Origin of the sequence: Luteimonas chenhongjianii (assembly GCF_002327105.1) — a bacterium.
GTDB classification, from domain to species: domain Bacteria; phylum Pseudomonadota; class Gammaproteobacteria; order Xanthomonadales; family Xanthomonadaceae; genus Luteimonas; species Luteimonas chenhongjianii.
Map to the genome: position 1 here is coordinate 2,763,290 of NZ_CP023406.1, position 26,884 is coordinate 2,790,173.

Annotated in this window: 26 protein-coding genes and 2 pseudogenes; 16 read left to right on the plus strand and 12 right to left on the minus strand. The window is 67.2% G+C overall.

Annotated elements, in window-relative coordinates:
- Window positions 1–230 precede the first annotated feature (230 nt).
- Window positions 231–500 carry a helix-turn-helix domain-containing protein gene (locus tag CNR27_RS12500; protein WP_096299250.1) on the minus strand — a complete coding sequence of 90 codons (270 nt, stop codon included), beginning with the start codon at window positions 498–500 and terminating at the stop codon, window positions 231–233.
- Between the two features lie 167 nt (window positions 501–667).
- On the opposite strand from CNR27_RS12500, the pseudogene CNR27_RS12505 reads away from it, so the two are divergent.
- Window positions 668–1,698: pseudogene (locus CNR27_RS12505) on the plus strand (IS3 family transposase).
- A gap of 738 nt (window positions 1,699–2,436) precedes the next feature.
- Here the strand turns inward: CNR27_RS12505 and CNR27_RS15360 are convergent.
- The 5 genes from CNR27_RS15360 to CNR27_RS12520 all read right to left on the minus strand — a co-directional run bounded on the left by CNR27_RS15360 (window position 2,437) and on the right by CNR27_RS12520 (window position 4,702).
- The gene (locus tag CNR27_RS15360) at window positions 2,437–2,595 is read right to left on the minus strand and encodes a hypothetical protein (protein WP_157745469.1); all 159 of its coding nucleotides are present in this window, start codon (window positions 2,593–2,595) and stop codon (window positions 2,437–2,439) included.
- The gene (locus tag CNR27_RS12510) at window positions 2,592–3,305 is read right to left on the minus strand and encodes a hypothetical protein (RefSeq protein ID WP_157745471.1); all 714 of its coding nucleotides are present in this window, start codon (window positions 3,303–3,305) and stop codon (window positions 2,592–2,594) included. The genes CNR27_RS15360 and CNR27_RS12510 overlap by 4 nt, the downstream gene beginning before the upstream one ends.
- Before the next feature lie 115 nt (window positions 3,306–3,420).
- Window positions 3,421–3,624: a hypothetical protein gene (locus tag CNR27_RS15945; protein WP_425435441.1), complete on the minus strand. Its 204-nt coding sequence runs from the start codon at window positions 3,622–3,624 to the stop codon at window positions 3,421–3,423.
- Complete coding sequence (locus tag CNR27_RS15460) at window positions 3,599–4,048, minus strand: hypothetical protein (protein ID WP_179948181.1); 450 nt, start codon at window positions 4,046–4,048, stop codon at window positions 3,599–3,601. The genes CNR27_RS15945 and CNR27_RS15460 overlap by 26 nt, the downstream gene beginning before the upstream one ends.
- A gap of 138 nt (window positions 4,049–4,186) precedes the next feature.
- Window positions 4,187–4,702 (minus strand): single-stranded DNA-binding protein, encoded by a 516-nt coding sequence (locus CNR27_RS12520; protein ID WP_096299254.1) that lies wholly within the window; start codon window positions 4,700–4,702, stop codon window positions 4,187–4,189.
- A 177-nt stretch (window positions 4,703–4,879) separates the two neighbouring features.
- Here CNR27_RS12520 and CNR27_RS12525 point away from each other — a divergent pair, with 177 nt between their 5' ends.
- A complete protein-coding gene (locus tag CNR27_RS12525) occupies window positions 4,880–5,878 on the plus strand; it encodes a polyprenyl synthetase family protein (protein WP_096299256.1) in 999 nt (332 codons plus the stop codon).
- Between the two features lie 15 nt (window positions 5,879–5,893).
- Here CNR27_RS12525 and CNR27_RS12530 read toward each other — a convergent pair whose 3' ends face one another.
- The 4 genes from CNR27_RS12530 to CNR27_RS12545 form a co-directional block, all read right to left on the minus strand.
- A complete protein-coding gene (locus tag CNR27_RS12530) occupies window positions 5,894–6,121 on the minus strand; it encodes a hypothetical protein (RefSeq protein ID WP_157745474.1) in 228 nt (75 codons plus the stop codon).
- Window positions 6,122–6,242: 121 nt separating this feature from the next.
- A complete protein-coding gene (gene murD / locus CNR27_RS12535) occupies window positions 6,243–7,706 on the minus strand; it encodes a UDP-N-acetylmuramoyl-L-alanine--D-glutamate ligase (RefSeq protein WP_096299260.1) in 1,464 nt (487 codons plus the stop codon).
- Entirely contained in the window at window positions 7,687–9,189 is a 1,503-nt protein-coding gene (locus CNR27_RS12540) for a MurL-like N-terminal domain-containing (RefSeq protein WP_096299262.1), read from the minus strand. The genes murD and CNR27_RS12540 overlap by 20 nt, the downstream gene beginning before the upstream one ends.
- Window positions 9,186–11,777, minus strand: a complete 2,592-nt coding sequence (locus CNR27_RS12545) for a bifunctional aspartate kinase/diaminopimelate decarboxylase (protein WP_096299264.1) — start codon at window positions 11,775–11,777, stop codon at window positions 9,186–9,188. The genes CNR27_RS12540 and CNR27_RS12545 overlap by 4 nt, the downstream gene beginning before the upstream one ends.
- Before the next feature lie 140 nt (window positions 11,778–11,917).
- Between CNR27_RS12545 and CNR27_RS12550 the strand changes: the two genes are divergently transcribed.
- Window positions 11,918–12,790, plus strand: coding sequence for a PhzF family phenazine biosynthesis protein (locus CNR27_RS12550; protein WP_096299266.1), 873 nt, complete (start codon window positions 11,918–11,920; stop codon window positions 12,788–12,790).
- Window positions 12,791–12,829: 39 nt separating this feature from the next.
- Window positions 12,830–13,708, plus strand: coding sequence for a PhzF family phenazine biosynthesis protein (locus CNR27_RS12555; RefSeq protein WP_096299268.1), 879 nt, complete (start codon window positions 12,830–12,832; stop codon window positions 13,706–13,708).
- 219 nt (window positions 13,709–13,927) lie between these two features.
- Here the strand turns inward: CNR27_RS12555 and CNR27_RS12560 are convergent.
- Both CNR27_RS12560 and CNR27_RS12565 read right to left on the minus strand, forming a co-directional pair.
- Window positions 13,928–14,674: pseudogene (locus CNR27_RS12560) on the minus strand (alpha/beta fold hydrolase); the annotation flags it as partial.
- A gap of 39 nt (window positions 14,675–14,713) precedes the next feature.
- Window positions 14,714–15,148 carry an OsmC family protein gene (locus CNR27_RS12565; protein WP_096299272.1) on the minus strand — a complete coding sequence of 145 codons (435 nt, stop codon included), beginning with the start codon at window positions 15,146–15,148 and terminating at the stop codon, window positions 14,714–14,716.
- 110 nt (window positions 15,149–15,258) lie between these two features.
- Between CNR27_RS12565 and CNR27_RS12570 the strand changes: the two genes are divergently transcribed.
- The 12 genes from CNR27_RS12570 to CNR27_RS12625 all read left to right on the plus strand — a co-directional run bounded on the left by CNR27_RS12570 (window position 15,259) and on the right by CNR27_RS12625 (window position 26,785).
- A complete protein-coding gene (locus CNR27_RS12570) occupies window positions 15,259–15,675 on the plus strand; it encodes a DUF2784 domain-containing protein (RefSeq protein ID WP_157745477.1) in 417 nt (138 codons plus the stop codon).
- Between the two features lie 128 nt (window positions 15,676–15,803).
- On the plus strand, window positions 15,804–16,205 hold the full coding sequence (locus tag CNR27_RS12575; protein ID WP_096299275.1) for an HU family DNA-binding protein: 402 nt from the start codon (window positions 15,804–15,806) through the stop codon (window positions 16,203–16,205).
- Between the two features lie 474 nt (window positions 16,206–16,679).
- Complete coding sequence (locus CNR27_RS12580; protein ID WP_096299277.1) at window positions 16,680–17,321, plus strand: tellurite resistance TerB family protein; 642 nt, start codon at window positions 16,680–16,682, stop codon at window positions 17,319–17,321.
- A 92-nt stretch (window positions 17,322–17,413) separates the two neighbouring features.
- Window positions 17,414–18,031 (plus strand): M23 family metallopeptidase, encoded by a 618-nt coding sequence (locus CNR27_RS12585; protein WP_096299279.1) that lies wholly within the window; start codon window positions 17,414–17,416, stop codon window positions 18,029–18,031.
- 45 nt (window positions 18,032–18,076) lie between these two features.
- Window positions 18,077–18,619 carry a hypothetical protein gene (locus CNR27_RS12590; RefSeq protein WP_096299281.1) on the plus strand — a complete coding sequence of 181 codons (543 nt, stop codon included), beginning with the start codon at window positions 18,077–18,079 and terminating at the stop codon, window positions 18,617–18,619.
- 32 nt (window positions 18,620–18,651) lie between these two features.
- Window positions 18,652–19,086 carry a hypothetical protein gene (locus CNR27_RS12595; RefSeq protein WP_096299283.1) on the plus strand — a complete coding sequence of 145 codons (435 nt, stop codon included), beginning with the start codon at window positions 18,652–18,654 and terminating at the stop codon, window positions 19,084–19,086.
- A 65-nt stretch (window positions 19,087–19,151) separates the two neighbouring features.
- The gene (locus CNR27_RS12600) at window positions 19,152–19,709 is read left to right on the plus strand and encodes a DUF1439 domain-containing protein (RefSeq protein ID WP_096299285.1); all 558 of its coding nucleotides are present in this window, start codon (window positions 19,152–19,154) and stop codon (window positions 19,707–19,709) included.
- On the plus strand, window positions 19,699–20,403 hold the full coding sequence (locus CNR27_RS12605; RefSeq protein WP_096299287.1) for a hypothetical protein: 705 nt from the start codon (window positions 19,699–19,701) through the stop codon (window positions 20,401–20,403). The genes CNR27_RS12600 and CNR27_RS12605 overlap by 11 nt, the downstream gene beginning before the upstream one ends.
- A gap of 799 nt (window positions 20,404–21,202) precedes the next feature.
- Window positions 21,203–22,450, plus strand: coding sequence for an NAD-dependent epimerase/dehydratase family protein (locus CNR27_RS12610; protein WP_096299289.1), 1,248 nt, complete (start codon window positions 21,203–21,205; stop codon window positions 22,448–22,450).
- Window positions 22,447–24,045: a cellulose biosynthesis cyclic di-GMP-binding regulatory protein BcsB gene (locus CNR27_RS12615; protein ID WP_096299291.1), complete on the plus strand. Its 1,599-nt coding sequence runs from the start codon at window positions 22,447–22,449 to the stop codon at window positions 24,043–24,045. The genes CNR27_RS12610 and CNR27_RS12615 overlap by 4 nt, the downstream gene beginning before the upstream one ends.
- 53 nt (window positions 24,046–24,098) lie before the next feature.
- Window positions 24,099–25,892, plus strand: coding sequence for a glycosyltransferase family 2 protein (locus tag CNR27_RS12620; protein WP_222843099.1), 1,794 nt, complete (start codon window positions 24,099–24,101; stop codon window positions 25,890–25,892).
- On the plus strand, window positions 25,889–26,785 hold the full coding sequence (locus tag CNR27_RS12625) for a porin family protein (RefSeq protein WP_096299295.1): 897 nt from the start codon (window positions 25,889–25,891) through the stop codon (window positions 26,783–26,785). Before CNR27_RS12620 ends, CNR27_RS12625 begins: the two co-directional genes overlap by 4 nt.
- The last annotated feature ends 99 nt before the right edge of the window (window positions 26,786–26,884 follow it).

Genomic DNA, 26,884 nt, shown 5'->3' on the forward strand with positions numbered 1-26,884 from the left:
CGCGCCGTTGCGGAACGTCGATCCCCGAAACGCGAAACCCCCGATCGCTCGGGGGTCTGCGGGTGCACGGTGACGGCCGCCAGATCAAAAGGGTTGTGCACACACGACACGCTGCGATAGCACAACACAAAAACTTCAAGCCTCTGTTTTATATCGCTCTATTGGGTGGTCGGCGATTCTTATTTCAACCCGAATTGGCGAAATCGGAGATCAAAATTCGGCTAGCTCCGTTAGTCGGTTGGGGACTGTCCTCTCTGATGCGTCGGCACCGCGACAATCCTGATCAGCGCTGACGGACAAGCCCCTAGGGCGACCGCTAGCTCCACGAACTCAATGATGTCCAGTCGGCGGGCTCCGGCTTCTATTGCTGAGAGCCGCTGTTGTGGCCAACCAAGCAACCGAGCCAACTCGGTTTGAGACTTGCCGGATTCCTCTCGCAACGTTCGGAGGCGGCCGACGAGCTCCCGATACTCCGGGCGGTCGATCGTCTTTTTGCTCATAGCCGCGTTCGGTGAGGGCCCCGACCACAACCTATGGCACGACGTCCCCCCGCAATTGAGTAGCAGGTTGCGTTGGAGCCCAATCCCCAACGAGAAGGAGATTGGACGTGAAGAAGCGTTTCAGCGAAGAACAGATCATCGGCTTCCTGCGTGAGGCCGAGGCCGGGATGCCGGTCAAGGAGCTGTGCCGCAGGCACGGCTTCAGCGAGGCGTCGTACTACCTGTGGCGCAGCAAGTTCGGCGGCATGAACGTGTCCGAGGCCAAGCGGCTGAAGGAACTGGAGACCGAGAACGCCCGGTTGAAGAAGTTGCTGGCTGAGCAGGTCCTCGAGAACGAAGTGATCAAGGACGTGCTGCGAAAAAAATGGTGAGCGCACCGGCCCGTCGCGAGCAGGTGCGCAACATGGCAGGCAAAGGATTGAGCGAACGACACGCCCTGCGCGTGGTGGGCATGAGTGCCAGTGCGTTTCGCTACACGCCTCGCCCGGACCGCAATGTCGAACTGCGGGCGCAGATACAGGGCTTGGCGTATCGGCACAAGCGCTACGGCGTGGGAATGATTTACCTCAAGCTGCGGCAAGGCGGCCACATCGTGAACCACAAGCGCGTGGAGCGGCTGCATCAGCAGGCGAAGCTGCAGGTGCGGCGTCGCAAGCGCAAGAAGGTGCCGATGGGCGAGCGGCAACCGCTCATCCGTCCGGTCGCAGCCAACGAAGTGTGGTCGATGGACTTCATCTACGATCGTACGGCCGATGGTCGCGTCATCAAGTGCCTGGTGATCGTGGACGATGCGAGCCACGAGGCCGTGGCTATCGATGTCGAGCGTGCGATCTCGGGCCATGGCGTCAGTCGTGTGTTGGATCGTCTGGCGCTCAGCCGAGGCCTGCCAAAGCTGATTCGGACCGACAACGGGAAGGAATTTTGCGGCAAGGCGATGTTGAGCTGGGCACACGAACGTGGTGTCGCGTTACGCCTGATCCAACCAGGAAAACCCAATCAGCACGCTTACGTCGAGTCCCTCAACGGACGCCTGCGTGATGAGTGCCTCAACGAGCACTGGTTTCCGACATTGCTGCACGCCCGCACCGAGATCGAGCGCTGGCGCAGGGAGTAAAACGAGGACAGACCCAAGAAAAGCATCGGCGGGCTGACGCCCGCCGCCTACGCAAAACAGCTAGCGGCGAAGCCGCTACGATGAGCTCGGACTCCAAACAGACCCGCTACTGAAAGCGGGGGGACGTCGGCCTGAGATCAATCGATGTTCAATCGCTCAACACGATCCTGAAAATCTCCCCGGTATTGCGCGCCGTGGCACTTCTCCTCTATGCGATCGCGCTCTTGCTTGGTGCAAGGTTCTTTCAACGCCCCCACGGCCCCCAGTAAATGACTGGCCACGGCGGAACGAAATGCCAGCCCATGCTGAACTGACTTGCCGGTCGGCGCCCAAGCGCGATCAAATCGCGTGGGCGGCGGCGGCGGCGGTCCCGGTCGCTCCCAGGGCGGCCGGGGCCGCTCTTCACTCGACTCGATAGCAATCTCCTCGCGAAGCGAAAGATCGATCACTTTCGTCGCAGGTCGGTCAATGGTCACAGCCTCGAGCGCAGCGCCCTCAGGCGCCAACACAGCCTCACGAGGCGGCTGACTTTCCGTCGTTTGAGCGGCTCGGCGCGGCTGCTCTCGAACTACGCCAAGATCAGGCAAGCGCGGCTCTGCTGTTGCACTGCGAGGCTGCTCCAACCAATAGACCACTTGTAGCGGCTGACTCGACTGGAGGGAGTCCGGCGCGCCAGGGCCTGACAACAGCCAACTCACCACGGCAAGGTGAAGCGCAAGCGTCGCTGCGATCGCCGCAACGCGGCCCGGAGCGAACTTGGGCGCTGGCCGGCGGCGCCTCATGCCAAGGCGCGCTGCACCCTGGTCAGCTTCTGCGCGGCGCTCACTTTGACTGCGCCATCTGCGGCGACGCCGCGACCAGACTGTTGAGAAGAAGCCATGCGCTCGGATTGACAGATATCTGTTGCTCGAGGATACCCCCGACTGCGCCCGCAAGAAAACGCAGCCCTTCTGCGCCCTCGACGCCCGCATCGATCGTCAAGGGCTCGTCAACTTCGATCGAGATCTGATCGACAGTGAGCCTGCACTGTGCAGGCAGTAAAACGCACGCGTCTTGATCGCGATGCTCAGCATCGCAGATGCCATCGACCTGGGGCGACCAAACATCGCATACGGTAACGCGCCCCGTCCCTGGTAAACGAAATCCGGATAGGTGCAAAACACACCGCCGCCAACCAACACATCCATGATCTGTTTGACACCCTGCATGCCTTGGCTCGCAAACAAAGGCGTGGGCGTCATCCACGGGTAGTGCGAGGCGTCCACGCCCTCCCCAAAAAAGATGATCTGGCGGCCCGGGAAGCACTTCGAAACCACGTTGATCGCGTCCGACGTGCACATTTGCATGGGCATCACCGTCAACACTGGGCGGTCTCTGACTTCGTCAAGCCACTGCGACCCGAGCACGTCGATGGCGTGCTCAGAGGCGATCGATCCCAGCCTCCACCTCGCCTCTCGCGCCACGTAGGTCAGTTGATGCCGATAGACATCCGCCAGCGCCGCTGGCCCAGCGTCGTTGACCAGTGAGAGCGCGGCGCGCACTACGCTGTTCTCTGGGTAGTGGGCGTCATCAGCAAGCGCCTGCGCTGCCTCCTCAATCACCGAAATGGTCAGCGATGAAAGAAGACTGCGTCCCGCCGGCTGGCCAAGGACGCGGCTCCAACTCGAGAAAGCGTCGAGCGCTGCGTTCACCGCGCCGCCACCGACGCCATGTAGCGCAGTATCCGCGAGGGGTCGGCTGAGAAGTCCTGCGCAATCGACTTGTAAGCGTATTGGGCCATTGCGCAGTGGAGCAATGACCGATTCGTCAAATCGCTTCCGTAGGCGAGGCACGTGCCTCCGCACAGTGCATACCAAGGGCAGGTGTTGCACGGCGCCGCTTCCGAAAGGTCCGAGAGCGGAGCGCTTCAAAGACGGGCCCGGCCTGGACCGTTGCAAGATCTACGTCATCAATGTTCCCAGCCTCACCGCACGGATGGGCGCGATCAATGCAGTCGCAGACCTGCCACACGCCGTCTGCGGTAATGGAAGCCAGCTCCCGGCCCGCGCCGCACTTGGGCTGATTGAGTGCAAAGGTATAGCGCCGGGCTCAACGGTCGATGACGAGGAGATCGTGCTTTGGCTGACGACTCGCATAAAGCGCGTTCGTCATCACTTGGGAGCTTAGCGAAATCACGCAACGAGACGATGTCCGCCAATGTGAGCCAACGGCCAATGGTGAACTCTTCCACGAGATCCCTACCTTGGCTGTGCGCCCACCGCATCAGAACAACGATGTCGGTCCACTTGTTGCGGATGGTATTGACGGCCGCCCCGGCGTTGCGCAACTGGGTGGTGGCGAACAGGGTCGGATAGAAGAGCGGCACACCGGACGCATCGTGCAGCAGTGGGACGCGCTCGCCCCCACTCACGATGTGAATTGAGAGTCGAGCCATGCGGGACGTTCTACTCTTTGAATGTGTACGCCGCTATAGATCCCGTTCTCTCCGGTTAAGCGAACACCAGAAACGACGGAAGCCCCGTAATTACGGAGCTTCCAAGGTTTAACTCAACTTTTCTGGCGTATGTGTTGTCTAGAACGGGATGTCGTCGTCCGAAAAGTCGTCCATCGGCGCGGGACGCTGCTGCTGGGGCGCCGGCTGGCGCGCGGGTGCGGGACCACGCTGCTGCGGGGCGTCGCCGCCGCCCGAGCGCTGCGGGCGATTGCCGCGCTCGTAGTTGCCGCCACTGGCACCGCCACCGCCACCGCCTTCGCCACGGCCGCCGAGCATCTGCATCTCGTCGGCGACGATGTCGGTGAAGTACTTCTCCACCCCGTCCTGCCCGGTGAACTTGTCATAGCGGATCGAGCCTTCGACATAGACCGAGCTGCCCTTGCGCAGGTACTCGCCGGCGATCTCGCCCAGCTTTCCGAAGAACTTCACCCGGTGCCACTCGGTGCGCTCCTGCTGGTTGCCTTCCTTGTCCTTGCGCACGCTGGTCGTGGCGAGGCTGATCGTGGTCACGGCCATGCCGCCCTGGGTGTACTTGGTCTCCGGGTCGTTGCCGAGATTGCCGACCAGGATCACTTTGTTGATGCCGCGGGCCATGAGGATTCCTTGGATTTGCGCCGGGCGCGCCGGCCGGCGTTGGGGTACGCGTGAAGCATCAGATTATACCGGCCCATCGCCCGCCGTCCGCGCACGACGGACGGCGGGCTGGGCGCCGGGCGCACGTCGATGTCGGGGCTCTCCTATAATTCCCGGTCTGTCTGACCCGGATCCCGCATGAACAACGTCGCCCACCAGGCCAACAGGCTCGACCTGCCGGCGATCCAGGCCCTCGCCGCCGGCGACATGGCCGCCATCGACGCGCTGATCCGGGACCGGCTGGCCTCGGACGTGGTGCTGATCAACCAGGTGGCCGAACACATCGTCTCGGCCGGCGGCAAGCGCCTGCGGCCGATGCTGGTGATGCTGGCCGGCCGCGCGACCGGCACCGTCGGCGCCGAACACCACCAGCTGGCGGCGATCGTCGAGTTCATCCACACCTCGACCCTACTGCATGACGACGTGGTGGACGAATCGGACCTGCGCCGCGGCCGCAGCACCGCCAATGCGATCTGGGGCAATGCGGCCAGCGTGCTGGTCGGCGACTTCCTGTATTCGCGCAGCTTCCAGCTGATGGTCGAGCTCGACCGCATGCCGGTGATGCGCATCCTCGCCGACACCACCAACCGCATCGCCGAGGGCGAGGTGCTGCAGCTGCTGCACGTGCGCAACCCCGATACCGACGAGGCCGCCTACCTCAACGTCATCGAGCGCAAGACCGCCGTGCTGTTCGCCGCCGGCACCCGCCTGGGTGCACTCGCTTCGGGCGCCGACGAGGCCACGCAGCAGGCGCTGTTCGACTACGGCATGCAGCTGGGCTACGCGTTCCAGATCGCCGACGACGTGCTCGACTATTCGGGTGATGCCGATGCACTGGGCAAGAACCTCGGCGACGACCTCGCCGAAGGCAAGGCCACGCTGCCACTGATCCATGCGATGGCGCAGGCCGCGCCGGAATTGCGCGCGCGCCTGCGGACCATCGTCGAGACCGGCGATACCGGCGCGCTGCCCGAAGTGCTGACCGCCATCGAAGCCGCCGGCAGCCTCGACTACAGCCGCGCCCGGGCGCTGGAATATGCACAGGCCGCCGAGCGCGCACTCGACGGACTCGGCGACAACGACGCTGTCGCCGCGCTGCGCGGCCTCGCGCGCTACGCGGTAGAACGCGGGCACTGATCCGAAGCCGTGCCCTCAGGTACCGACCAGGAAGTACGCAAGCGACAGCACCGCGATCGCCAGTGCCATCAGAACGATCGCGCCGGCCGGCCGGGCGAGATTGACCGTCCAGCCCAGCGCGCGCGGCACCTTCGGCACCCACAGCCGGTCATCGTCCGCGGACCGGTAGAGGCCAAGCCAGCGCGGGCCGATCCAGTTGCCCGGGTTCTGCCAGGCGCGTGCGTTGCGTTCGCTGCGAACCATGTCGACCTCCTGTTCGATGGACCTCCAGTCTGGCAGCACTGCGCCGCGCGGCTGCGGCCATGCGACGGAATACGGAAAGCCGGCGATGGAGCCGGCCAGACGCCGCACCGCCGGCGTCGCGTCAGGCGATGCCGATCCCCGGAATCGCGGTGATCGCATCCGGATCGAATCCGCCCAGCGCGGCGAAATGCCGACCGCGTGCGGTGTAGTCGCGATAGGCGCCGAAACTGGGCGCGCCGGGGGACAGCAGCAACACACCCTCGCCGTCCAGCGCCGCGCGTGCCTGCGCGACCGCCGCTTCGAGATCGTCGGCGGCCGACAGCTGGAAGCCGGCCTCGCGCGCGAGTGGCGCCAGCAGATCATGGATGCGCGGGCCGTTCTGTCCCATCGTCACGATCGCGTGCGGTGCGCCGCTGCGCATCGCGTCCGCGAATGCCTGCCAGTCCAGGCCGCGGTCGTGGCCGCCGACCAGCAGCGCGACGCGCCGATCCCGATAGACATCGAGCGCGGCGAGGCTCGCGTGGGGCGTGGTACTGATCGAATCGTTGACCCACAGCACGCCATCGCGCGTGCCCAGCGGCTGCAGGCGATGCGGCAGCGGCACGAAATCGACGGCGGCCGCCGCCAGCGACGTGGCATCGATGCCCAGCGCTTCGATCGCGGTCAGCACGCCGCAGAGATTGCCGCGGTTGTGCCGCCCTGGCAGCGGCAGGCCCGAGGTATCCAAGACCGCGGTGTCGCCGCGATGCAGGACATCGCCGCGCAGATGCCAGCCCTCGGGCGTGCCGAACCAGTGGATTTCGCTGTCCGGCAGCGCCAGCGCGGCGAGCCGCGGATCGTCGGCGTTGAGCACGGCGATGCGCGGGCGCGCGCGGGTCAGAAGGCTGAGCTTGTCCTCGATGTACTGCGCCTCGCTGCCGTGCCAGTCGAGATGCTCGGGAAAGATGTTGGTGACGACGGCGATGTCCGGACGCACGCCACTCGAGGCGACATCGCCGGTCTGGTAGCTCGACAGTTCGATCGCCCAGGCGTCCGCCCGTGCATCGAGCAGTTCCAGCAGCGGCCGGCCGATGTTGCCGGCGAGTGCCGTGCGCAGACCGTGCACGCGCAACAGATGCGCGAGCAGCGCGGTGGTCGTGCTCTTGCCCTTGGTGCCGGTGACGCAGATCGTGCCGGCGGCGACCGCGCCAGGCGCGGCGCGCTCGGCGAACCACAGCACGGTGCCGCCGATGAAGCGCGTGCCCCGCGCGGCGGCGGCACGCGCCTCTGGGCGATACGGGCTGATGCCCGGCGACTTGATGACCACATCGAACGCGGAGAGCCGCTCGGCGCTGGCCAGGGTCTCGACCTGCAACATCGGGTCACCGAGCGCTTGGACGTCAGCCGCTTCGGCTTCGGCGCAGAACACCGTCAAGGGCAGGCGTCGCGGATCCCGGTGCAGGGCGGATGGACCTCCGTCCTGCACCGGTTGCGGCCCGTGCGCACCACGCAGCGCCGCGTATGCCGCCCGGCCTTCGCGGCCCCAGCCCCACAGTGCGATGCGGCCGCCGTCGGCGGCGATCGCCTCAAGCTGCGAGATGCGCACGCAGGCGGTCCCACAGCGCTTCCGGCACGCGGTGCGCGTCGTCCTCAACGACCAGCAGCGGCGCGATATCGAGCGCCTCGGTATCGAGCTGCGGCATGATCTCGCGGGCGAAGCGCGCAACGATCGCGTCCTCGCGCCACTCCGGGCGCTTGGCCAGCGCCGCCATCGCCGCGCGCGACTCGCGGCCTTCACCGACGCATTCGAAGGGCTTGTGGTCCTGGTATTCGAGCAGTGCGTCGTAGCCCGGTGCCTGCGTCGGATCGTCGAGCAGATTGCGCCCGAAGATCGATACCAGCCGTGGCTTGGGCATGAACGGCGCCAGTGCCAGGAACACGAAATGGCACTTCGGGCAGATCCCGCACCAGCGGTTCACCGGGCGCTCGCCGAGCAGATGGAAATTGCGGTTGCAGCTGGAAAAATACGCGTCGTAGCGATCGGTCTTCGCGAACTGGCGCGCGACCGCGAGCTCCGACAACGGCCGCAGCAGCGAGTAGTAGTGCAGGTCCGCGGCCACGCGCGCCTGCACGTGATCGCCGAACGCGCGTTCGAACGCCCAGCCTTTCGACCACTGATGATTCACTTCGCGCGTCTCGCCACCCGACGCATCCTTGATCAGGCTGCCGTAACTGGCCGAGCGTTCGTTGGAGAACACCACCTGGTCCACGCCGTGCAGCACGGCGGCCAGCACGAGGATGGCCGAGTTGATGGCAGTGACCGGAATGTGGCCGTTCCACGCGCCCTGGCGGTTGTAGTCGAACAGCTGCGGCGCGATCTGCCGGCCGATGTTCAGGGTCGGCAGGCCGGTGCGCTCGGCGCATACGCGGATCAGCTGCGAGCCGCCGATCCAGCTGACGGTCTGCTCGATGCCCAACGCGCGCAGCGCTTCGATCGACACCAGCGAATCCTTGCCACCGCCGATCGCGACCAGCGCATGCGTGCGCAGACCCAACCTGGGAGCGCCGCTGCCTGCTGCGGCTCCTGACGCCCTGCTCCCATTGGGAGAAGCTGGCCCGGAGGGCCGGGTGAGGGCAGCGCCTGGCACCGCGCCCCCATCCGACACGCTACGCGCGTCGATCTCTCCCGCCGGCGCGAGAGTTGCTTCTTCCGCGGGAAAACGGATCTTGCCGTGCAGGTCCAGGCCGTTGCGATACGCGAACTCGCCAAGCCCGTGCTCGTAGACATCCTCGAGCAGCGCGGCGGTGGCAGCATCGATCGAATAGCCGTCGACGCGGATGTCGGTCGGCACGGCGGCCTTGTAATAACTGACGCCCGCGATCAGGTGCAGCAGACGCAGTGCCTGCGTGGCGGCCTGCGCGCGCGCGGCGTCGAGTTCGAACGGCGCACCCGGCACGGTCACGGTTTCGACCAGCTCGGGACCGTCGTCGAAGGCATAGCGCAGGCGCGCGACACCGGTCGCGGCATCGAGATCGCAGTCGACGAAGCGGAAGCTGCGGACCGCATCGCGGTCGAAGACAACACTCATTCCAGAACATCCTGCTGCGGCAATGTCCGCAGGTTGTAGGTATTGGCCATGACGAAGCCGTAGGCGCCGGCGTCGGCGATCAGCACGGTGTCGCCTTCGCGCGTGGCGGCCGGCAGGCGGCGGCGCGTGCCGAACACGTCGCTCGATTCGCAGATCGGGCCGACGACTTCGACCGTAGCCCCGTCAGGATCATCCAGCCGGCTCAGGTTGTGGATGCCGTGCCAGGCGTCGTACAGCGCCGGCCGCATCAGGCTGTGCATGCCTGCGTCGACCCCGACGCGGCGCGTACCCAGCTTGTCGACGACCTGGGTGACGGTCGTCAGCAGCACGCCAGCCTCGGCGACGAGGTAGCGGCCTGGTTCGATCGCCAGGCGATAGCGCGGGTACTCGGCCTTGATCGCCGCCAGGCCCGCTGCCCAGGCAGGGATGTCGAACGGCACGTCGTCGGGGCGATACGGGATCGGCAGACCGCCGCCGATATCGATGGTGTCAACGGTGCCGACCAAATCGGCAAACCCGGCCAGTTCGGCGTAGACCTCGCGCCAGTGGGCGACGGTCTCGATACCGCTGCCCAGGTGCGCATGGATGCCGGTGATGCGCGCGTCGACCTCTGCGGCCGCGACCAGGAACGCATCGAACGCGCCCAGCGCCAGCCCGAACTTCGACGCCGCGCCGCCGGTGACGACCTTCGCGTGGTGGCCGTCGCCGCGGCCGAGATCGAGGCGCAGCCACAGATCGCGGCCGCGGAAGATCTCGGGCCAGTTGCGCAGCGCTTCGACGTTGTCGACCGTCACGGTAACGCCGCGCGCATACGCGGCCGCGTACTCGGCGCGTGGCGCGAAGCTCGGGGTGAACAGCACGCGCGCGGGATCGAGATCCGGCAGCACCTCGAACACATGGTCGAGTTCGCCCTGCGACACGCATTCGAGGCCGAAGCCGGCATCGACCAGCGTGCGCAGGATCGCCGGATGCGGATTGGCCTTGATCGCGAAGAAACGACGGTCGATGGCAGTCGCCGCGTCGAGCGCTGCAGCGCGTTCGCGCACGGTGGGCAGGTGATAGACGTAATGCGGCCGGCCGGGTTCGGCCAGCGCCAGCAGCGAGTCGCGCGCGCCCTGCCACCACTGCGGCGCGCGTTCGCGGCGGCCGTGGGCGATCTCGCGCCAGCTCGGGCCGAACACAGTCTCATCAAACACCGGCATCGCGCCGCTTTCGATCAGCTCCGCGTGCAGCACCGGCAGCAGGCCGTCGGCGTCTGCTTCATCGATGACGAAGGTCAGGTTGAGATCGTTCGACGACTGCGAGATCAGGTGCACGCGTTCGCGGCCGAAGGTGGCCCAGACATCCGACAGCTTGTGCAGCAGCGAACGCATGCCGCGGCCGACGAGCGTGATCGCCGCGCACGGCGCGATGACCTTGACCCGGCACACCTCGGCAAGGTCATCGGAGAGCCGCGCCAGCACGTCGGTGCTGACCAGGTTTTCGCTCGGATCCAGCGAAACGGTGACATTGGTCTCCGACGAGCCGATCAGATCGACCGACAGGCCGTGGCGCTTGAAGCGCTCGAACACGTCGGCAAGGAACCCCACCTGCTGCCACATGCCGATGCCTTCCATCGACACCAGCACGATGCCGTTGCGACGGCTGATCGCCTTGACCCCCGGCACAGGCTCGGCACTCGCGTCGATCGCGGTGCCGGGCAGGTCCGGGCGCTCGGTGTCGAGGATCGCCATCGGCACGCCGCCGTCGCGGCAGGGCTTGATCGAACGCGGATGCAGCACCTTGGCGCCGGTGGTCGCGATCTCCTGCGCTTCGGCGTAGTCGAGCCGCGTGATCAGGCGCGCATCGGGCACATCTCGCGGGTTGGCACTGAACATGCCCGGCACGTCGGTCCAGATTTCCACGCGGCGCGCGCCCAGCAGTGCGCCGAAGTAGGCAGCCGAGGTATCGGAGCCGCCGCGCCCGAGGATCGCGGTGCCGCCATCGCTGTGGCGGGCAATGAAGCCCTGGGTCAGCAGCATCCGCGGCGCCTGCGCGGCGAAACGCGCGCGCCAGCCGCCGTCGGGCTCGCGCCGGCAGTTCACCGAAAGCCGCGCGGCCCAGTCGCTCTGGTTGGGCAGCTCGAGCGCGTCGAGCCAGTCGCGCGCATCGCACCAGCCGAAATCCAGCCCCTGCGCGGCCAGATACGCCGCGCCGATCGTCGAGGACAAAAGTTCGCCCTGCCCGAGCACATCGGCCTGCCAGGCGAGCGTGCGTGCCGCTGCACGGGGATCCGACGCGAGTGCCTGCAGCGCGGCCAGACGCCCGCACAGCACGAGGTCGGGATCGAGGTCGAGTTCGCCCGCGAATCGGCGGTGACGCTCGACCAGCGCGACGATCCGCGCGGCCGCATCCACCGCGCCGTCGGCGATCGCGGTCAGCTCGTTGGTCACGCCCGACAGCGCCGAGACCACCACCAGCACGCGCGCATCCTGCTCGGCGGCCCGGCGTTTCGCCAGCCGGCCGATGGTGTCCCAGCGGTGGCGGCGCGACACCGAAGTGCCGCCGAACTTGAGCACGATCCAACGATCGTCGGAAGGGGATTGCATCGAATGGGGTCTCGGACGGTGGGCTGACGCGGCATGCGCCTCGCGCGGGCCGGCCCCGGAAACGGGTACCGGCCACCCTGATCTGGAGCCGCGCGCGTGAACCGGCGATTCTAAAGCAACCCTCCCCGCCCGAGATGCCCATGATCCGCCGCCGCTACCTGCAGCTCGACGTCTTCGCCGCCCGGCCCGGCGCCGGGAATCCCCTGGGGGTCGTCGTCGATGCCGAGGGGCTCGACGGGGCCGCGATGCAGGCGATCGCCACCTGGACCAACCTGTCGGAAACGATCTTCCTGTTGCCGCCCGGCACCGGCGCGGACTACCGCGTGCGCATCTTCACCCCGGGCCGCGAGCTGCCGTTCGCCGGTCATCCGAGCGTCGGCGCCGCCTGGGCGGCGCTCGACCAGGGGCTCGCGCGCGGTGCGGGCGGCAGGCTGGTCCAGCAATGCGGCGCCGGCCTGCTGCCGGTGCGGATCGACGCGGCCGACGGCCGCGTGCTGCCGAGCGTGCGCGCGCCTCGTGCGCGGGTACTGGCCGCGCCGCAGGACGGGGCCGACCACCTTGCGGCGGTGCTGCGCGCGCTCGGCAATGCCGATGCGCCGCATGCGCTGCTCGACAACGGCCCGCTGTGGTGGTGCGTGGATCTGGGTGAAGCCGCGGTCGTGCGCGGCCTTGCGCCGCCGCTCGCGGACATCGCAGCGCTCTGCGTCGCCACCGGCGCGGTCGGCATGGCGGTGTTCGGCCGCGCGCACGACGCCGACCACGCACTGGCCGTGCGTGCCTTCTGCCCCGCCGACGGCATCCCCGAAGATCCGGTGACTGGTAGCGCCAACGCCGCGATCGCCGCATGGCTGCACGCCGGCGACCGCCCCGGGGGGATCGGGGCCTCCTATGTCGCAAGCCAGGGGCGCGAGCTGGGACGCGACGGCCGGGTCTGCGTCGAGATCGATGCGGATGGCGAGGTCTGGATCGGCGGCGCGGTGCAGGCCGTGGTCCGCGGGACCTTCGACTGGTGAGCCGACCGCTACACTGTCGCGCCGCGTGACGCCCTGAACATGACTTCCCGCCGCTTCGTCCAGGTGGACGTATTCGCCGACCGGCCCGGTGCCGGTAACCCCCTGGCCGTGGTACTCGATGCCGAGGGGCTCAACGATGCCGCGATGCAGGCCATCGCACGCTGGACGCGCCTGCCGGAAACCACGTTCGTGTTTCCCCCGGATTCGGACGATGCCAGCTACCGCATCCGCATGTTCTCGCCGCGGCGCGAAGTTCCGTTCGCCGGACACCCAAGTGTCGGTACCGCGCACGTCGTGCTCGAAAGCGGCATCGCTGCGCCACGCGACGGGCACCTGATTCAGGACGGCATCGCTGGCAAGCTGCCGCTGGAAGTCGTCGGCGACGGCGACACCCGCACCATCGCGGTACGCACGCCGCGCGCGTCGGTGGTGGAAACCGCCACCGCCGACGATCCGCGCCTGCGTGAGGCGCTTGCCGGGATGCCGCTCGGTGCGCTGCCGCCCGTGCTGATGGACGGCGGCCGCCGCTGGTGGCTGGCCGAACTCGCCAGCGAAGCGCAGCTGCGCGCGGTGTCCCCGGACTGGGCCGCGATCGGTGCCCTGGCCGAGGCGACGGGCAGCATGGGGCTGTGCGCGTTCGCGCGCTCGGATGATCCTGTGCATCACCTCGCGGTGCGCGCCTTCGTCGGTGCGACCGGCCATTTCGAGGACGCCGCGTCCGGCGCGGCCAATGCGACCCTGGCCGCGTGGCTCGCCGACCGCGACGTCCTGCCCGGCCAGGATGGCCGCTATCGCATCAGTCAGGGCCGCGAAGTCGGCCACGATGCGATCATCGAATTGCACGTGGACGGCAATGGCGACGTCTGGTCCGGCGGACGCGTGCAGACCGTGGTGCGCGGCACGATCGACTGGCGCTGACCGCGCGGTTAGCGCGCAGGCAAAGAAGCGCATGCGGGTTCCGGGCGGGCCGGCGCGGGGCTGGTCGCCGCACGCGCGTCGCAGGGGCGCGGGAATCGCTCGTCGCAGACCTTGCGCGCAGCGTGCCTGTCGAGCGCATTCCGGCCCGGCCTCGGGACTTGGCCTGGTGAACTCGACCGGTCGCGGGGCTGCGGGTCCCGATGCGCCTCTCTGCCGAGATCAGGGGCTTGGCGGGCCCGTTGGAACCGCCCGCCTGCGGATCCAGTCGCGGGCCTGGCGCGCGACGTCCGCAGCGGCGGCACCCAGCAACGGCCCGACATGACGACCGGTCTCGCAGACCAGCAGATCCGCGTTCCACGAGGCGGCAAGCGCGCGCGTCGTCGCCGGCGGAACATCGTCGTCCGCGTGGGACACGATGCACAGCACGGGCACCAGGGGACGCGCCACATCGATGCCGGCGTGCGCGGCTCGCAGCACCTCGCCGCTTTCGTCGCGCCAGCCTCGCATCGCTTCGATGACGGTCGCGGCGTCTGCGTCCGGAAGCGCGCGACGCGTGCCGTCCAGACGCGCGCCAGACCCCCAGCGCACGATCGCGGGCCATTGCCGTGCAGGCAGCTGCGTATGCCAGGGCGCGGGCGGCAGCGGATTGACCAGCACCAGCGCGTCCGCCATCCCCGCGGCGCAGGCCGCGAGCAATCCGCCGAGGCTGGCACCCACCGCGACCCGTGGCCGCGGCAGGCGGGCCAGCGCCGCGCATACCTGGTCCAGGTAATCGTCGAAGCGCGTGTCCGCGAGCCCGCCTGCGCCCGGGACGAGCGAAAGCGCGTCGGCATGGACGTCTCCCGCCGCGAACACCTCGCGCCACAGCGTCCACTCCCAGGCGTCACCGCCGGCGCCGTGGATCAGCAGGCAGGCAGGCGGGGTCGTGGACATGGAGGTTCCGGGGGCGTCGGACACGAAAAACGCCGCGCCCGAGGAGCGGCGCGACGCAGGAAGACCGTTTGCTCAGCCTTCGAGTTCGGCGTCGAGCGACAGCGGCACTGCCGACAGCGCCTTGGACACCGGGCAGTTCTGCTTGGCATCGTCGGCGAGCTCGCGGAACTTCGCCGGCTCGATGCCAGGCACCCTGGCGCGTGTCTTCAGGCGGATCGCACTGAGCTGGGGCCCGCCGTCCATCGACAGATCGACGTCTGCGCGGGTTTCGAGCGACTCGGGCGGGAAACCCGCCTCGGTGAGCTTGGCCGAAAGCGCCATGGTGAAGCAGCCCGCGTGCGCGGCGGCAATCAACTCTTCGGGATTGGTGCCCTTCTCGTCGCCGAAGCGGGTGCTGAACGCATAGCGGGTGTCGTCGAGCAGGCCACTCTGGGGCGTCGACAGCGTGCCTTTGCCCGATTTCAGGTCGCCGGTCCAGCGGGCGATGGCGTGGCGCGAAATACCCATGCGTGTGCTCCTCGAGATTTGGGCGCAGACCATAGCGCGGACCGCGTTACGCGCGCGTCCGGGTGATGCGACGCAACACCGGCATGCGGCGGGCGCGCATGATCGCAGGCATGGATATGCCGCCCGCGCTCGCTGCCACGCTCGCCGATCTCGTGCTCGCGCTGCATGTGGGCATCGCGGCGTTCGTCGTCGGCATGACGCTCGCACTGCCGATCGGCGGCCCACGCGGCTGGCACTGGGTGCGACGGCCATGGCTGCGCCGGCTGCACGTGGCGCTGGTGGGCGTCATCGCCCTGCAGGCATGGCTCGGCCGCCTGTGCCCGTTGACGATCTGGGAGCAGTCGCTGCGCGCGCACGCAGGACAGTCGTCCTACAGCGAATCCTTCATTGCCCATTGGCTGGCGAAACTGCTGTTCTTCGAGGCGCCTTGGTGGAGCTTCGTTGTGGCCTACAGCGTGCTTGCCGCCATCGTCGCCGGCGCATGGTTCCGGTGGCCGCCCCGCCGACCTGGGCGGGACCCCGGCTAGGGCTGCAAAAACCCGTGTTTTTTGCAGTTTCCCAGTGGCGCAGGCTGTCGCGATGCCCTACATTCCGCTAGCCGGCTAGAAACGGCCAGGACATCTCAACCCAAATCCGACGAGGGAACCAAAGACCCATGGCAACGAAGAAGGCCTCCACCAAGAAAGTCCCGGCCAAGAAGGCTGCGCCGAAGAAGGCCGCTGCCGCCAAGCCGGCCGCACCGAAGCCGATCAAGGAAGCCCTGAGCAAGTCGGGCCTGGTCGCTCACATCGCCGAATCCACCGGTCTCGCGCCGAAGGATGTGCGCTCGGTGTTCTCCGCGCTCGAAGGCGCCGTCCACGGTTCCGTCAGCAAGAAGGGCGTCGGCTCCTTCACCCTGCCCGGCCTGCTGAAGATCACCTCGGTGAGCGTGCCGGCCAAGCCCAAGCGCAAGGGCATCAACCCCTTCACCAAGGAAGAGCAGTGGTTCGCCGCCAAGCCCGCCTCGGTCAAGGTCAAGGTGCGCCCGCTCAAGAAGCTCAAGGACGCGGCCGCCTGATCCAGGCGCAACACGCAGGTATCGATCGGGACGGCCTTGGCCGTCCCGATTTCGTTTGGGGGCCATGCGGACGGCCCTGACGTGCTGGTTCTGTCCGGACGTCCCGACCGCTCTGGTGTGCCGATCCGTCGAGCCTTCCGGCTAGCCTCCGCATTCGGGTTCGGCCCGGGGCCCTCGACGACATCCCCGTCTGCGCGGATCCGCTCCCCGCCTCGGCGCCGCGATTGGAGCGACTGCCGGTAGCGGGCGATGCAGTTGTTGAACCCCACGCTCGACGGCTCGGGCGCTACCGGCCCGTGGGCCCGCGCCGTGCCGACCGATACGTCCCGGGCGTCGCACCGCGCCTGCTGCCGCGGCATCCGGGCCCGCCATGCCGCAAGGATGACCCACCACGTCGGGAGCAGGGCCTGCACATCCGCCGAACGGGTTGCATCGCATGCTCGGCGCGCTTTTTTCCACGACCGAGACCCAACGATGAGCTTTCAAGGATTCCTCAACCATCTGCTGACCTCTCAGGCCGGCGGCAAGCCCGGCAGCAGCCTGCTCAATGCCGACTTCGGCAAGGGCGCGGTCACCGGCGGCGCGCTCGGCCTGCTGCTCGGCAAGAACCGCAAGACCCGCAAGCTCGCCAGCTACGGCGGGCTCGCCGCCATCGGCGTGATGGCCTACAAGGCCTACGGCGACTACCAGAAGCAGCAGGGCGGCGTGGCTGCACCTGCACCCCGGACCGTCGACCGCCTGCCAGCACCGCAGGCCGACATCCACAGCCAGGCGATCCTCAAGGCGCTGGTTGCGGCCGCAAAGGCCGACGGCCACATCGACGCCCGCGAGCGTGCGCTCATCGAGGGCGAGTTCGAGCGCATCGAGGAAGGCGCCGACGTGCAGGACTGGCTGCACGCCGAGTTGCAGAAGCCGCTGGACCCTGCCGAAGTGGCCAGCGCTGCGGGCACGCCCGAGATCGCCTCGGAGATGTATCTGGCCAGCGCCCTCGTCATCGACGAGAGCAACTTCATGGAGCGCAGCTACCTCGACGAACTGGCGCGCCAACTCAGGCTCGCGCCCGAGCTCCGGACGCGCCTGGAACAGGAGGCCAGGGCGGGCAGCGAGGCGCGTTGATCTTCGCCTCCGCGCGCAGGTGACGCGGAATCGGCGCGAAGTCACGCATCTGGACGACCCTCGCTTCGCGCACGGTTTGCGAAGCTGGCGTCATGCACGAGCCCGACACCACGACGCCGCGCGCGCGCCGGCCCCGCCGCGATTACACGCCCCAGCTGCGCCGCGCCCTGCGCTTCATCTTCATCGCGGCACTGTTGGCCGCCAGCGCCTACTGGGCCTGGCACCAACCCTTCATGGCCAGACCACGGGCGATCGCCGCCCTCTCCGCGGCACCTGCCCCGACGACGTTGCCGATGCCCGTCGACGGTGTGGCCGCATCGCGCGTGGCCGACACCTATGGCGCGCCGAGGGGCCGCGACCGCCAGCACGAAGGGGTCGACATCTTTGCGCCGCGCGGGACCATGGTGCGCAGCACGACCGACGGCCTGGTCGTGGGCGTGCGTGAATCGGGCCTCGGCGGCAAGCAGGTGTGGGTGCTGGGGCCGGGCCGGCAGCGTCATTACTATGCCCACCTCGATGGCTTCGCGGACCTGCTCGCGGTAGGCGACCTGGTGCGCGCGGGCGATGCGCTGGGCATCGTGGGCGACACCGGCAATGCGCGCGGGACCGCGCCGCACCTGCACTACGGGGTCTATGGCGCGGACGGGGCGTTCGACCCGCTGCCCCTGTTGCGCGCCCGCGCTGCCGACAGCGCCGCCGCGTCGCGCTAGCATCGGCGGCTGCGCCGCAGCTGCGGCATCCTCCGGAGAGACCGCATGTCGCATCGCGCATGGTGGCTGGTGATCGCGGCCGTGATGCTGCTCGGCATTGCGGTGGCGGTGCACGACGGGCTCCGCCGCGGCCAGGACCGGCAGGTGACGGATGACGCGATCGCCGCCCCGCCATCTTCGGTGTCGCCCGGCACCGGCACGCCGGCAGACGGTGGCAATGGCGACACGGCCCAGGCGCGCGATGCGTCGATGCACGAGGCCGTCTCCGCGCTGCACAGCTATCTGGCGATGTTGTTCCAGGCAGACCACAGCGAGGCGGATGCACTGTGGGCCGGCGGTCGGCCCGCACCGCATGGCGAGGAGGCGCTGCGCGAGCTGCACGGCGTCACCGGCATCCGGGTCGACAACAGACGACCGGAGCCGCTCGACACGGCGCCGGTGCCCAGGCAGCTGCGGATCCCGGTCAATCTGCGCATCGGCGTGGCAGGCCCGCTGCGCCGATTCGAGGGACATTACGACCTGCAGCGCGAAGCCGATGGCTGGCGGATCCGCGCCGCGTCCATCGCGCCCTCACCCGTCCGCGGCTAATCTGGCCCGCGATTTTTTCCGGATATTGGTTAATGGACAAACGGTTCTGGATCTGCGGCTTCACGGTGGTCGCCACCGCGCTTGCACTGGGCTTCATCGTGCATGGCCTCCTGCTCCGCGCCGATTACCTGGCGCTCGCACACCTGTTCCGCTCCCAGGCGGACGCCAACGCGCAGGTCGGCTGGATCCTGCTCGCGTACGCGTCGCTGGGTCTGGGGATGACCTGGCTCTATCGCTGGTTGCCACCACCTGCGCGCAGCAAGCGCTGGCAGGGCGCACGCTTCGGCCTGGCCATCGCGCTGGTCTCGTTCGTGCCTTGGCACCTGCTTGCCCATGCCGGACAGCCGTTTCCGCTTGCGCTGACCATCAAACAGATCGGCTTCGATCTCGTCGCGATGCTTCTGCTGGGCATGCTGCTCGCATGGCTTCAGCCGCACCGCCGGGAACTAGCGCCGGCGCCCATTTGAACGGCGCTAATCCGGTATTCACTGCATCCCGGTAGGGTGCGTTCATTGTCGTTTCCGAGCAGACCATGCGTCGTCCATACCGTTTCACCGCCATATCGCTGCTGATCCTGGCGACCGCCGCCTGCACCTCGCTGGGCGTAGTTTCGGCCTGGCTCAACGACCAGGTCGCGTTCAGCGCCCCGCAGCTGCAACGCCAACTCGATACGCGTTTTCCCCGGACCTTCGCCACGCTTGGCGGACTGGTCCAGGTCACGCTCGACGACCCGCGGCTGTCGATCCCGCGCGGCGAGCACCGGCTGCGCCTGGATTTCGATGTCGCCATCGGCGGCCTCGCCGATGGCGGTCCCGGCCACCTTGCCCTGGCAAGCGGCCTGCGCTACGACGCGGCAACGCGCAGCCTGCACCTGCAGGATCCCGAGCTGCTCGAGTTCGATCTGCCCGGCGCCAACCGGTGGTTGAGCGGCGGTGCGCGTGGCGTGGTCAACAGCCTGCTGGCGGAATACGCGCGCAATGAGCCGGTCTACCGGCTGGACGACGATCTGCTGGCGAAGCTGCCGACAGGCAAGCACATCGGCGATGTCGAGATCATCGACGGCCGCGTGGTGGTGCGCCTTGAGCGCTGAGCACCGCAGCTTGCGTGCCCTTGCCGCGCTGGGAACCGCGCTTGCGCTCGCATGCGCGCTGGGCGGCTGCGGACGCGATGCGGCCGAGCACGAGACCGGCGCCAACAGGCAGGCCGCCGACGGATCGCTCCCACGGCCACAGCAGCCCGCCGGCAGCGTCACCGGGCTCAGCGGGGTGCAGGGCCCCGGCGACGTGCCCCTTGGCGGCGCGCAACCCGAGGCCCAAGCCGCGCCTGAGGACCCCCTGTTGCCGCTCGAGGACAATCCGGAAACCGGTCTCGCCACTGCCTCGGTCGATGAGGCGCTGGCCGCGCCGGAGCCTTCGCCGGACGAGGCCGCGGCGGTCATCCGCACTTACTACGCCGCGATCAATGCGCTCGATTATGGCCGTGCCTATGCCCTCTGGTCGGACGGCGGCCGTGCAAGCGGCCAGTCGCCCGACGGGTTCGCCGCGGGCTTCGATGGAACGTCGGTGGTCATGGTCGACATCGGCACACCCGGCGCAATCGAAAGCGCCGCCGGCTCGCGCTTCATCCGGGTCCCCGTGTCCCTGCGCGCGCAGCAGACCGACGGCAGCAGCCGCCGTTTCGAGGGCGAGTACGTGCTGCGCCGAGCGGCGGTCGATGGCGCCAGCGATGCACAGCGCACGTGGCGGATCGCCTCGGCGGACCTGCGCGAGGTTTCGACGCCCTGATGCGGAGCTCCGGCGTGGCAACGCCGGCGCCGGGTGACCCACCCCGACCTCCGAGGCGGCGGCCGAGTTCCTTGCCCGCTGGTCGGGCCGCCCGCGCGAGTTCCGCCTACTCGTGCCAATGCGGTAAAGGCCGCACCATCAGAACTGCGGCGTGCACCCACGTGCCTCCCCGTCGCGGTAGACGCGGGGGGCGGGACGTCGCGTCCGCGCTGGACCGCCGCTTCATTGGGCTGCGGCATCGTCCCGGAGTATTTCTTCCACCACAGCGCACCCCGAAGCTTTTCCATTCTTCGGGGCGCTCGGCCAGGGTGATGCCGCAGTTGTAGGTGAGCTCCCTGCCAGCGCAATGTTGCGAGATCCCCTTGATGGACACTTGCCCCTGTAGCGCCAGCCTTTGGCGTCTTCTTCGACCATTCGCCTCGCAGTTCGGCGCGCAGCTTGGTTGGTCCAGCGTGCGACGCTGGCCTTGACGCTGGCCTTGACCCTGGCGTCGACCACGCACCCGTCGTTGAGCGAAAGCAGAGAGGTATGGCCGCCCTTGTCGACATCGGCAGCGGTGTGCTGAAAGCCTCCGGGATAGGCCATCGTATTCAGATCTCTCCTCTGAAAAAGCGGCCTCTTCAGTAACTCAGGCGTCACGTAGTAAACACTTCTGGCGCACTAGCTTCGCGTTGACAGCAACCACCTGCGCTCAAAGCCCCTCAATTCAGCCTTATCACCGAGTCAGCACGTCCCCGCTGTCATGACTGCGTCGGATTAATCGTCCGCGCGATCGGTCGATCGGGACGAGGGTAAGTTAATGTCCAAGATATTAGTTCTTGGCGGCGACGGTTTCTGCGGTTGGCCTACGGCACTGCATCTGTCCTACCTCGGCCATGACGTTGTGATTGTCGACAACCTCTCGCGGCGACGCATTGACGCGGAGATGGGCGCGCAAAGCCTCACCCCCATCTCGACGATCGACGTGCGGCTGAACGCATGGCGCGAGGTCAGCGGTAACGTCATTCGTTTCCAGTATGTGGATATCGCGAAAGACTATGCGCGTCTGGCTGCGCTCGTCGATACGGAACGTCCCGACGCGATCGTGCATTTTGCCGAGCAACGATCCGCTCCGTATTCGATGCGTGGGCAGGTCGAAAAGCGCTACACGATGGACAATAATGTCTGCGGTACGCACAACCTGCTGGTGGCACTCGTCGAGGCGGACCTGGACTGTCACGTGGTTCACCTCGGCACGATGGGTGTCTACGGCTACTACGGTGCCGGATTCGAGATTCCGGAAGGGTACCTCAAGGTCAAAGTTCCGGACGACAATGGTGCCTTGATCGACCGGGAGATACTTTTCCCGACGCAGCCGGGAAGTGTTTACCACCTGACCAAGTCTGTGGACCAGCTCCTGTTCCAGTATTACGCCCACAACGACGGCGTTCGGGTTACCGATCTTCACCAGGGGGTGGTCTGGGGAACTCAGACGCAGGAAACCCGCCTTCATCCGGCCTTGGTCAACCGCTTCGACTACGAGGGCGAGTATGGGACGGTTCTCAATCGCTTCCTTGTCCAGGCAGCGATTGGCTACCCGCTGACCGTCCACGGTACGGGCGGTCAGACCCGCGCGTTCATCCATGTCGAAGACACGGTCCGGTGCGTCGAACTCGCAATCGCGAACCCGCCGCAACGCGGAGATCGCGTCAAGATTCTTAACCAGGCGGCGGAAACGCTGCGTGTGCGGGATCTTGCAGAGCTGGTTTCCAGGTTCACTGGGGCAGTGGTCAATTTCGTCCCGAATCCCCGCGAGGAAGCTGCCGAAAACGACTTGCGGGTCAGCAACGCCACCTTTCGCGGGCTTGGCCTGGATCCGATCCTGCTGACCGATGCACTGCTCACCGAAACCCTCGAGATTTCGGACCGTTATGTAGACCGGGTTGATCGGAGCCAGATCCGCGCCCGCTCTGCCTGGAACAAGTCACGTCGTGCGGCGCTGGAAGAGCCTGACCGGTCGTCCCCCGCGCACGAAGCACGACCCAACGATGAAGGAGAAGGTATATGAGACTGTGGGTTTTGTGCCTGCTGGCACTTCTCTTCGTCGGCTTGCTCATCGCGGTGGAGCAGAGCGGGGTTTTCGATCGCGTCATGGGGCGAAACGCTCAGGTCACCGTTCCGGTGTTCGGTGACTACCAGCGCGGCTCCCTTTCATTCCAGGATGACAACGATGGCGGGAAGGACGTATTCGTCGCGCAAGTCCATCCCGACGCACCCCTGATTCTCTCCGGATTCCCGTCCTACGCGAGCGAGCAATTCCAGTTGCCCAGCGACAGCCGGCCACTGAGCGGCACGTACAACCTCGCCTTCATGTCGGACGCGGTTCCGGGGGCCGAAGGCGCGCTGCGCGTCACCATCAACGGCATCAAGCGCGCGGACACCGTGCTCCAGCACGGGCCGGCCCGCCAACGCGTCCAGGTGGAGCTCACCCCGACCGAACTGGCGGCTGGCGAGCTCGATGTGCGGCTTGCGCTCGTCGGCCATGGACCGATGGCGGAATGCACGCCGAACGAAGCGCTGGCTGCGGTCGTCACCATCCTGCCGGAGACCGGCCTGCGACTGGCGCTCGACAAGCCAGCCTCGACGACGGCCGACCGGCTGGCGCTCTGGGGTGACCTGATCCCGGTGAAATGGGGCGCCGACGAGAAAGCCGGCGACTCCGTCACGCTGATCACTGCGGCACGCCTCGTCCAAAGAGGCTATGGCATCTATTTCGGAGACAGCGGCTATGCCGGCCAGCAACTGGTCGACCTGGAGAAAGCCGCGGCCGGCCGTCCGTTGCGCTTGCCAGAGCTGCGCTACCCCATCAGCCTCGCCTCGGCGGGTGAGAATGCCGGGGCCCGTCGCTTCGACCGCGAGACCACCTGGCGCTACCGCTATGACGTGTCGCAGCTGCCGAACGGAGAATTGCCGTCGGCCCTTGACCTGCGCATGTTGATGGGGCCGATAGGCGAGACCCGCACCGCCTTGTTCGTCACGTTGAACGACCATCTGTTGCTCACGCGCACCCTGAGCGACGTGGACCAGCGCCTTGACACCTCGGTTGCATTGCCGGCCGCCGATCACGCCGAACGCAATGAACTGGCCATCACCTTGACGGCGCATGAGCGGGACGAGCTACGTTGCGGCTCGCGTCGCCTGATCGCAGCGGAGATGCTGCCCGACACGGTGCTCGTTGGCGGGGGTGAGCGCGTTGTTACCCCGCTTGCACAGTTGGCGGCACTGCTGCACGCCAACATGCCGGTCGCGCTCGGTAGCGGTCCGCTCAGCGCGCCGCAGGCGCAGACCTCGGCCCTGCTGCTGGGGCAGATGAACCCGACGTCGATTTCCTTCTCTCCCACACAGCCAGGTTCCACGATCGAGGTGCTGAGCGGAGACCTGTCGGCGGCGCTGGCTCAGGTTCGCCCGGCTGGACAGCAATGGCTGGTCTACTTTCCTGGCGACGAGCGCGAGGGAGCGGTCGTGGAGCGGTTCTCGCCACAGGCCGGTGCGGCCAGGGCAGCTGTCGCTCTGCTGGTGACTCTCAATCGGCCGGCCGAGGTGGCCGCGCCGGCGGCGGGTGCAACCGGCGCGCCCCGCGCCACTGCCGATGCTGCACGCTAATGCTTCCTCCGGAGTCCGACCGTCGGCGAGCCACTTTCGGATCGGCCGACAGCTTGGCCGGCGGTCTGGCGTCTCCAGTGGCGCTGTCGCGCGCGCCAGCGCTCCTGCTGACCTTTGCCATCCTTGCGCTGCTTCAACTGTGGGTGTTCGAGCTTGGTCATCTCGATCACATCTTCTACGCCCACGATTATGTGCTTGGGCCGTACGTCGGGTTCAGCGCGGTCTCGATCCGCACCTTCATGCTGTCCTTCTTCGTCGCATTCTCGATTTACGCGGCAGGAACGGCTCGGGCACGGATCCTGTTCTGTCTCGATGTATGCCTGCGCTATATCGCCTTGTGTCTCATCCTCGACATGGGAAGCATCGCCCTGTTCGCCTACACGGGGTCGCCGTTCCCCCTGCTCGCGATCCAGGTCATGGCCGGTTTCGCCGGCTTCGCGGTATTCGCTTTTGTCATCATCCGGCGTGGCGCCATGCCTTCACCTGTTCCGGTCGTGCGCGGGCATCAGCCCAACACCCGGACGTTCTGGCGCTTGGGACTGACCGGGGCGGTGGCTACGATCGTATCGACATGGGCTGCATTGACGCCCAACCCGCTGTTTGACGAACTGCGCAGGATCACCCTGCTCGGCGGCATCGGCCCCGGGATCATCCTGCTCCTGCTGGTGTGGTTCGCCCAGCTTTACGTGATTGCAATCTTCGAGCGGAATCGCCACTTGCGTCGCGATTTCAGGCCGCCGATTTCGATCATCGTGCCGGCGCATAACGAGGAGTACGTGATCGGCCAGACGATCCAGTACATCGATCGTGCCGCGGCCTATTACGGGCAACCGGTCGAAGTGATCGTCATCGACAACGGATCGCAGGACGCGACGGCGGAGATCGCGCGGGCCACGATCCAAACCTGCCGGGCGATCCAAGGCGCGGTCCTTCATGTCGGCACCCCGGGAAAGGCGCACGCCCTGAACGAAGGGGTCATGCGGGCCAGCTACGACTTCATTGTCCGGATCGACGCGGACACCCATGTCCGCGAGGACAACCTTGCGCTCGCGATGCAGAATTTCGCCGATCCGAGCGTCGGCGCGGTCGGCGGAGTTCCCCTGCCACCGGGCGGCGGAATCTTCGATCCGGGTCGCCGGGTCGAGGTGATCGTCAAGCACGGCTTTTATTCTCCCGCACTCAGCGCAGCGTCCGGCCTGGTCGGGATCCCCGGCATGTTCGTCGTCTATCGCGCGGAAGCAGTGCGCTCGGTCGGGCAGTTCGCATCTGGCATGAACGGTGAGGACACCGACTTCTCCCTGCGGATCGCGGAACTCGGATATCGCACGCTGGTCGACCAGCGCATCGGCTATGTGTCGGAGGTGCCGACCAGCTTCGCCCACCTTCGCGAGCAACGGTTGCGCTGGTTCCGGTCGGTGTATCACGTCAGCGCTCGTGCGCACTCGCTGATCAGTTCCTCCAACTTCAGCGTTCGCGGGAAGCTGGTACTCCCGTACATGCTGCTGAACACCTCGCGTCGGGCCATGATGATGCCGCTGGTCGCATTCGGTGTTCTGGAGCTCCTGATCACGTCGGCGTCGGTGGCGCTCCCGCACTGGCAGGCAATCGTGGCCGTGCTGATCGGCTCTCCAATGCTGGCGGCGGCCCTTGCGATCCTGGCGAATAATCGTCCGCGGGCACTGCTTTCGCTGCCGGCGTACGTCCTCTTCCGCGCACTGCGTTCGTGGTACACGCTGGAATCGGCGCTCAGCATTCCGATCATGTCGACCTCGACGCGGATCCAGATCGGCCGTGACCCCTGGCCGCAAAGCCCGCCACCGAACCCGCGTCCCGAGGAGGCCGCATGAAAAGGATCGCGCTCGCGGCGACTCTCGCCTCTGCAGTGGCGCTGCAATCTGCCTGGGCTCAGGAGGACCGCGTTTGGGTCGACGGCGAGCTGTCCTACGGCCTTGACGTGGTGCCACCGGATGTCGTCGACACTTCACCGGAGCAGGATCGCATCCGATCTGGCTTCGATGGGGAGATCGGCGTGAACTACGACCTCGGGCCCGCGATCGTGCGCGCATCGGCCGGGGCCCGCATCTTCCCCTCGGAGTCGGATTACAACCGCTACCCGCTTGCCATCGCGGCCCGCTACGACGTGCCGCTGACCTCTGACAACAGGACCAGGCTGCGATTTCAGCCGAGCTACGAATATGTGTTCGGAAATGATGGGCGGGTATTCGATCGGCCGCGGCTGGATACGCAACTCATCCACCGCCACAATCCGGAGCACACCACGACGCTGCGTTTGCGTTACGGCTATCGCAACCAGACCGAGCGACGCTTCAGCGGATACGACCAGAGCGAGTGGCTGGGTGAAGTTCGCCACTTCTGGCGTCCCAACGGCGGCCCCACGAGGATCACGGGTTCGCTCCTGGGCCTGCGCGCGGATGCCGACGACGATCGTTTCAGCTACAACGGCTATGGCGCCCAGCTGATCGCGCGCACCGACCTGCGTGACGATCTGCAAGCCTATGGTCGCGTCTACTTCGCGCATCGGGACTACAAAGCCCCGTTCTCATCCCTCTATCCGTACGATCGCAGCGACAACACATTGCGCGTCACCGCCGGTCTCGAGAAGCGACTGAACGAGCGCTTCAGTCTTTTTGGCGAGGCTGGATACGCCCGGAACAACTCGAACGTGCCGACGCGCCAGTACGACGGGTTCGTCGGGCGCATCGGCATCATCCTGCGCTAGCGCATCGGTGGCCTGACGACAGAGGGCGGAACCTGGTGTCCCAACCCTGGCGCGGCCTCACCTTGGGCAGCCGCGCCGCACCTATCCAGATCGAGGTCA

Excerpts from the sequence above, each read along its gene's own strand:
- CNR27_RS12500 (WP_096299250.1), bottom strand. The coding sequence starts at position 500 with ATGAGCAAAAAGACGATCGACCGCCCGGAGTATCGGGAGCTCGTCGGC.
- CNR27_RS15460 (WP_179948181.1), bottom strand. The coding sequence starts at position 4,048 with ATGGCTCGACTCTCAATTCACATCGTGAGTGGGGGCGAGCGCGTCCCA.
- CNR27_RS12520 (WP_096299254.1), bottom strand. The coding sequence starts at position 4,702 with ATGGCCCGCGGCATCAACAAAGTGATCCTGGTCGGCAATCTCGGCAAC.
- CNR27_RS12525 (WP_096299256.1), top strand. The coding sequence starts at position 4,880 with ATGAACAACGTCGCCCACCAGGCCAACAGGCTCGACCTGCCGGCGATC.
- CNR27_RS12530 (WP_157745474.1), bottom strand. The coding sequence starts at position 6,121 with ATGGTTCGCAGCGAACGCAACGCACGCGCCTGGCAGAACCCGGGCAAC.
- CNR27_RS12540 (WP_096299262.1), bottom strand. The coding sequence starts at position 9,189 with ATGAGTGTTGTCTTCGACCGCGATGCGGTCCGCAGCTTCCGCTTCGTC.
- CNR27_RS12545 (WP_096299264.1), bottom strand. The coding sequence starts at position 11,777 with ATGCAATCCCCTTCCGACGATCGTTGGATCGTGCTCAAGTTCGGCGGC.
- CNR27_RS12550 (WP_096299266.1), top strand. The coding sequence starts at position 11,918 with ATGATCCGCCGCCGCTACCTGCAGCTCGACGTCTTCGCCGCCCGGCCC.
- CNR27_RS12555 (WP_096299268.1), top strand. The coding sequence starts at position 12,830 with ATGACTTCCCGCCGCTTCGTCCAGGTGGACGTATTCGCCGACCGGCCC.
- CNR27_RS12565 (WP_096299272.1), bottom strand. The coding sequence starts at position 15,148 with ATGGGTATTTCGCGCCACGCCATCGCCCGCTGGACCGGCGACCTGAAA.
- CNR27_RS12570 (WP_157745477.1), top strand. The coding sequence starts at position 15,259 with ATGGATATGCCGCCCGCGCTCGCTGCCACGCTCGCCGATCTCGTGCTC.
- CNR27_RS12575 (WP_096299275.1), top strand. The coding sequence starts at position 15,804 with ATGGCAACGAAGAAGGCCTCCACCAAGAAAGTCCCGGCCAAGAAGGCT.
- CNR27_RS12580 (WP_096299277.1), top strand. The coding sequence starts at position 16,680 with ATGAGCTTTCAAGGATTCCTCAACCATCTGCTGACCTCTCAGGCCGGC.
- CNR27_RS12585 (WP_096299279.1), top strand. The coding sequence starts at position 17,414 with ATGCACGAGCCCGACACCACGACGCCGCGCGCGCGCCGGCCCCGCCGC.
- CNR27_RS12590 (WP_096299281.1), top strand. The coding sequence starts at position 18,077 with ATGTCGCATCGCGCATGGTGGCTGGTGATCGCGGCCGTGATGCTGCTC.
- CNR27_RS12595 (WP_096299283.1), top strand. The coding sequence starts at position 18,652 with ATGGACAAACGGTTCTGGATCTGCGGCTTCACGGTGGTCGCCACCGCG.
- CNR27_RS12600 (WP_096299285.1), top strand. The coding sequence starts at position 19,152 with ATGCGTCGTCCATACCGTTTCACCGCCATATCGCTGCTGATCCTGGCG.
- CNR27_RS12610 (WP_096299289.1), top strand. The coding sequence starts at position 21,203 with ATGTCCAAGATATTAGTTCTTGGCGGCGACGGTTTCTGCGGTTGGCCT.
- CNR27_RS12615 (WP_096299291.1), top strand. The coding sequence starts at position 22,447 with ATGAGACTGTGGGTTTTGTGCCTGCTGGCACTTCTCTTCGTCGGCTTG.
- CNR27_RS12625 (WP_096299295.1), top strand. The coding sequence starts at position 25,889 with ATGAAAAGGATCGCGCTCGCGGCGACTCTCGCCTCTGCAGTGGCGCTG.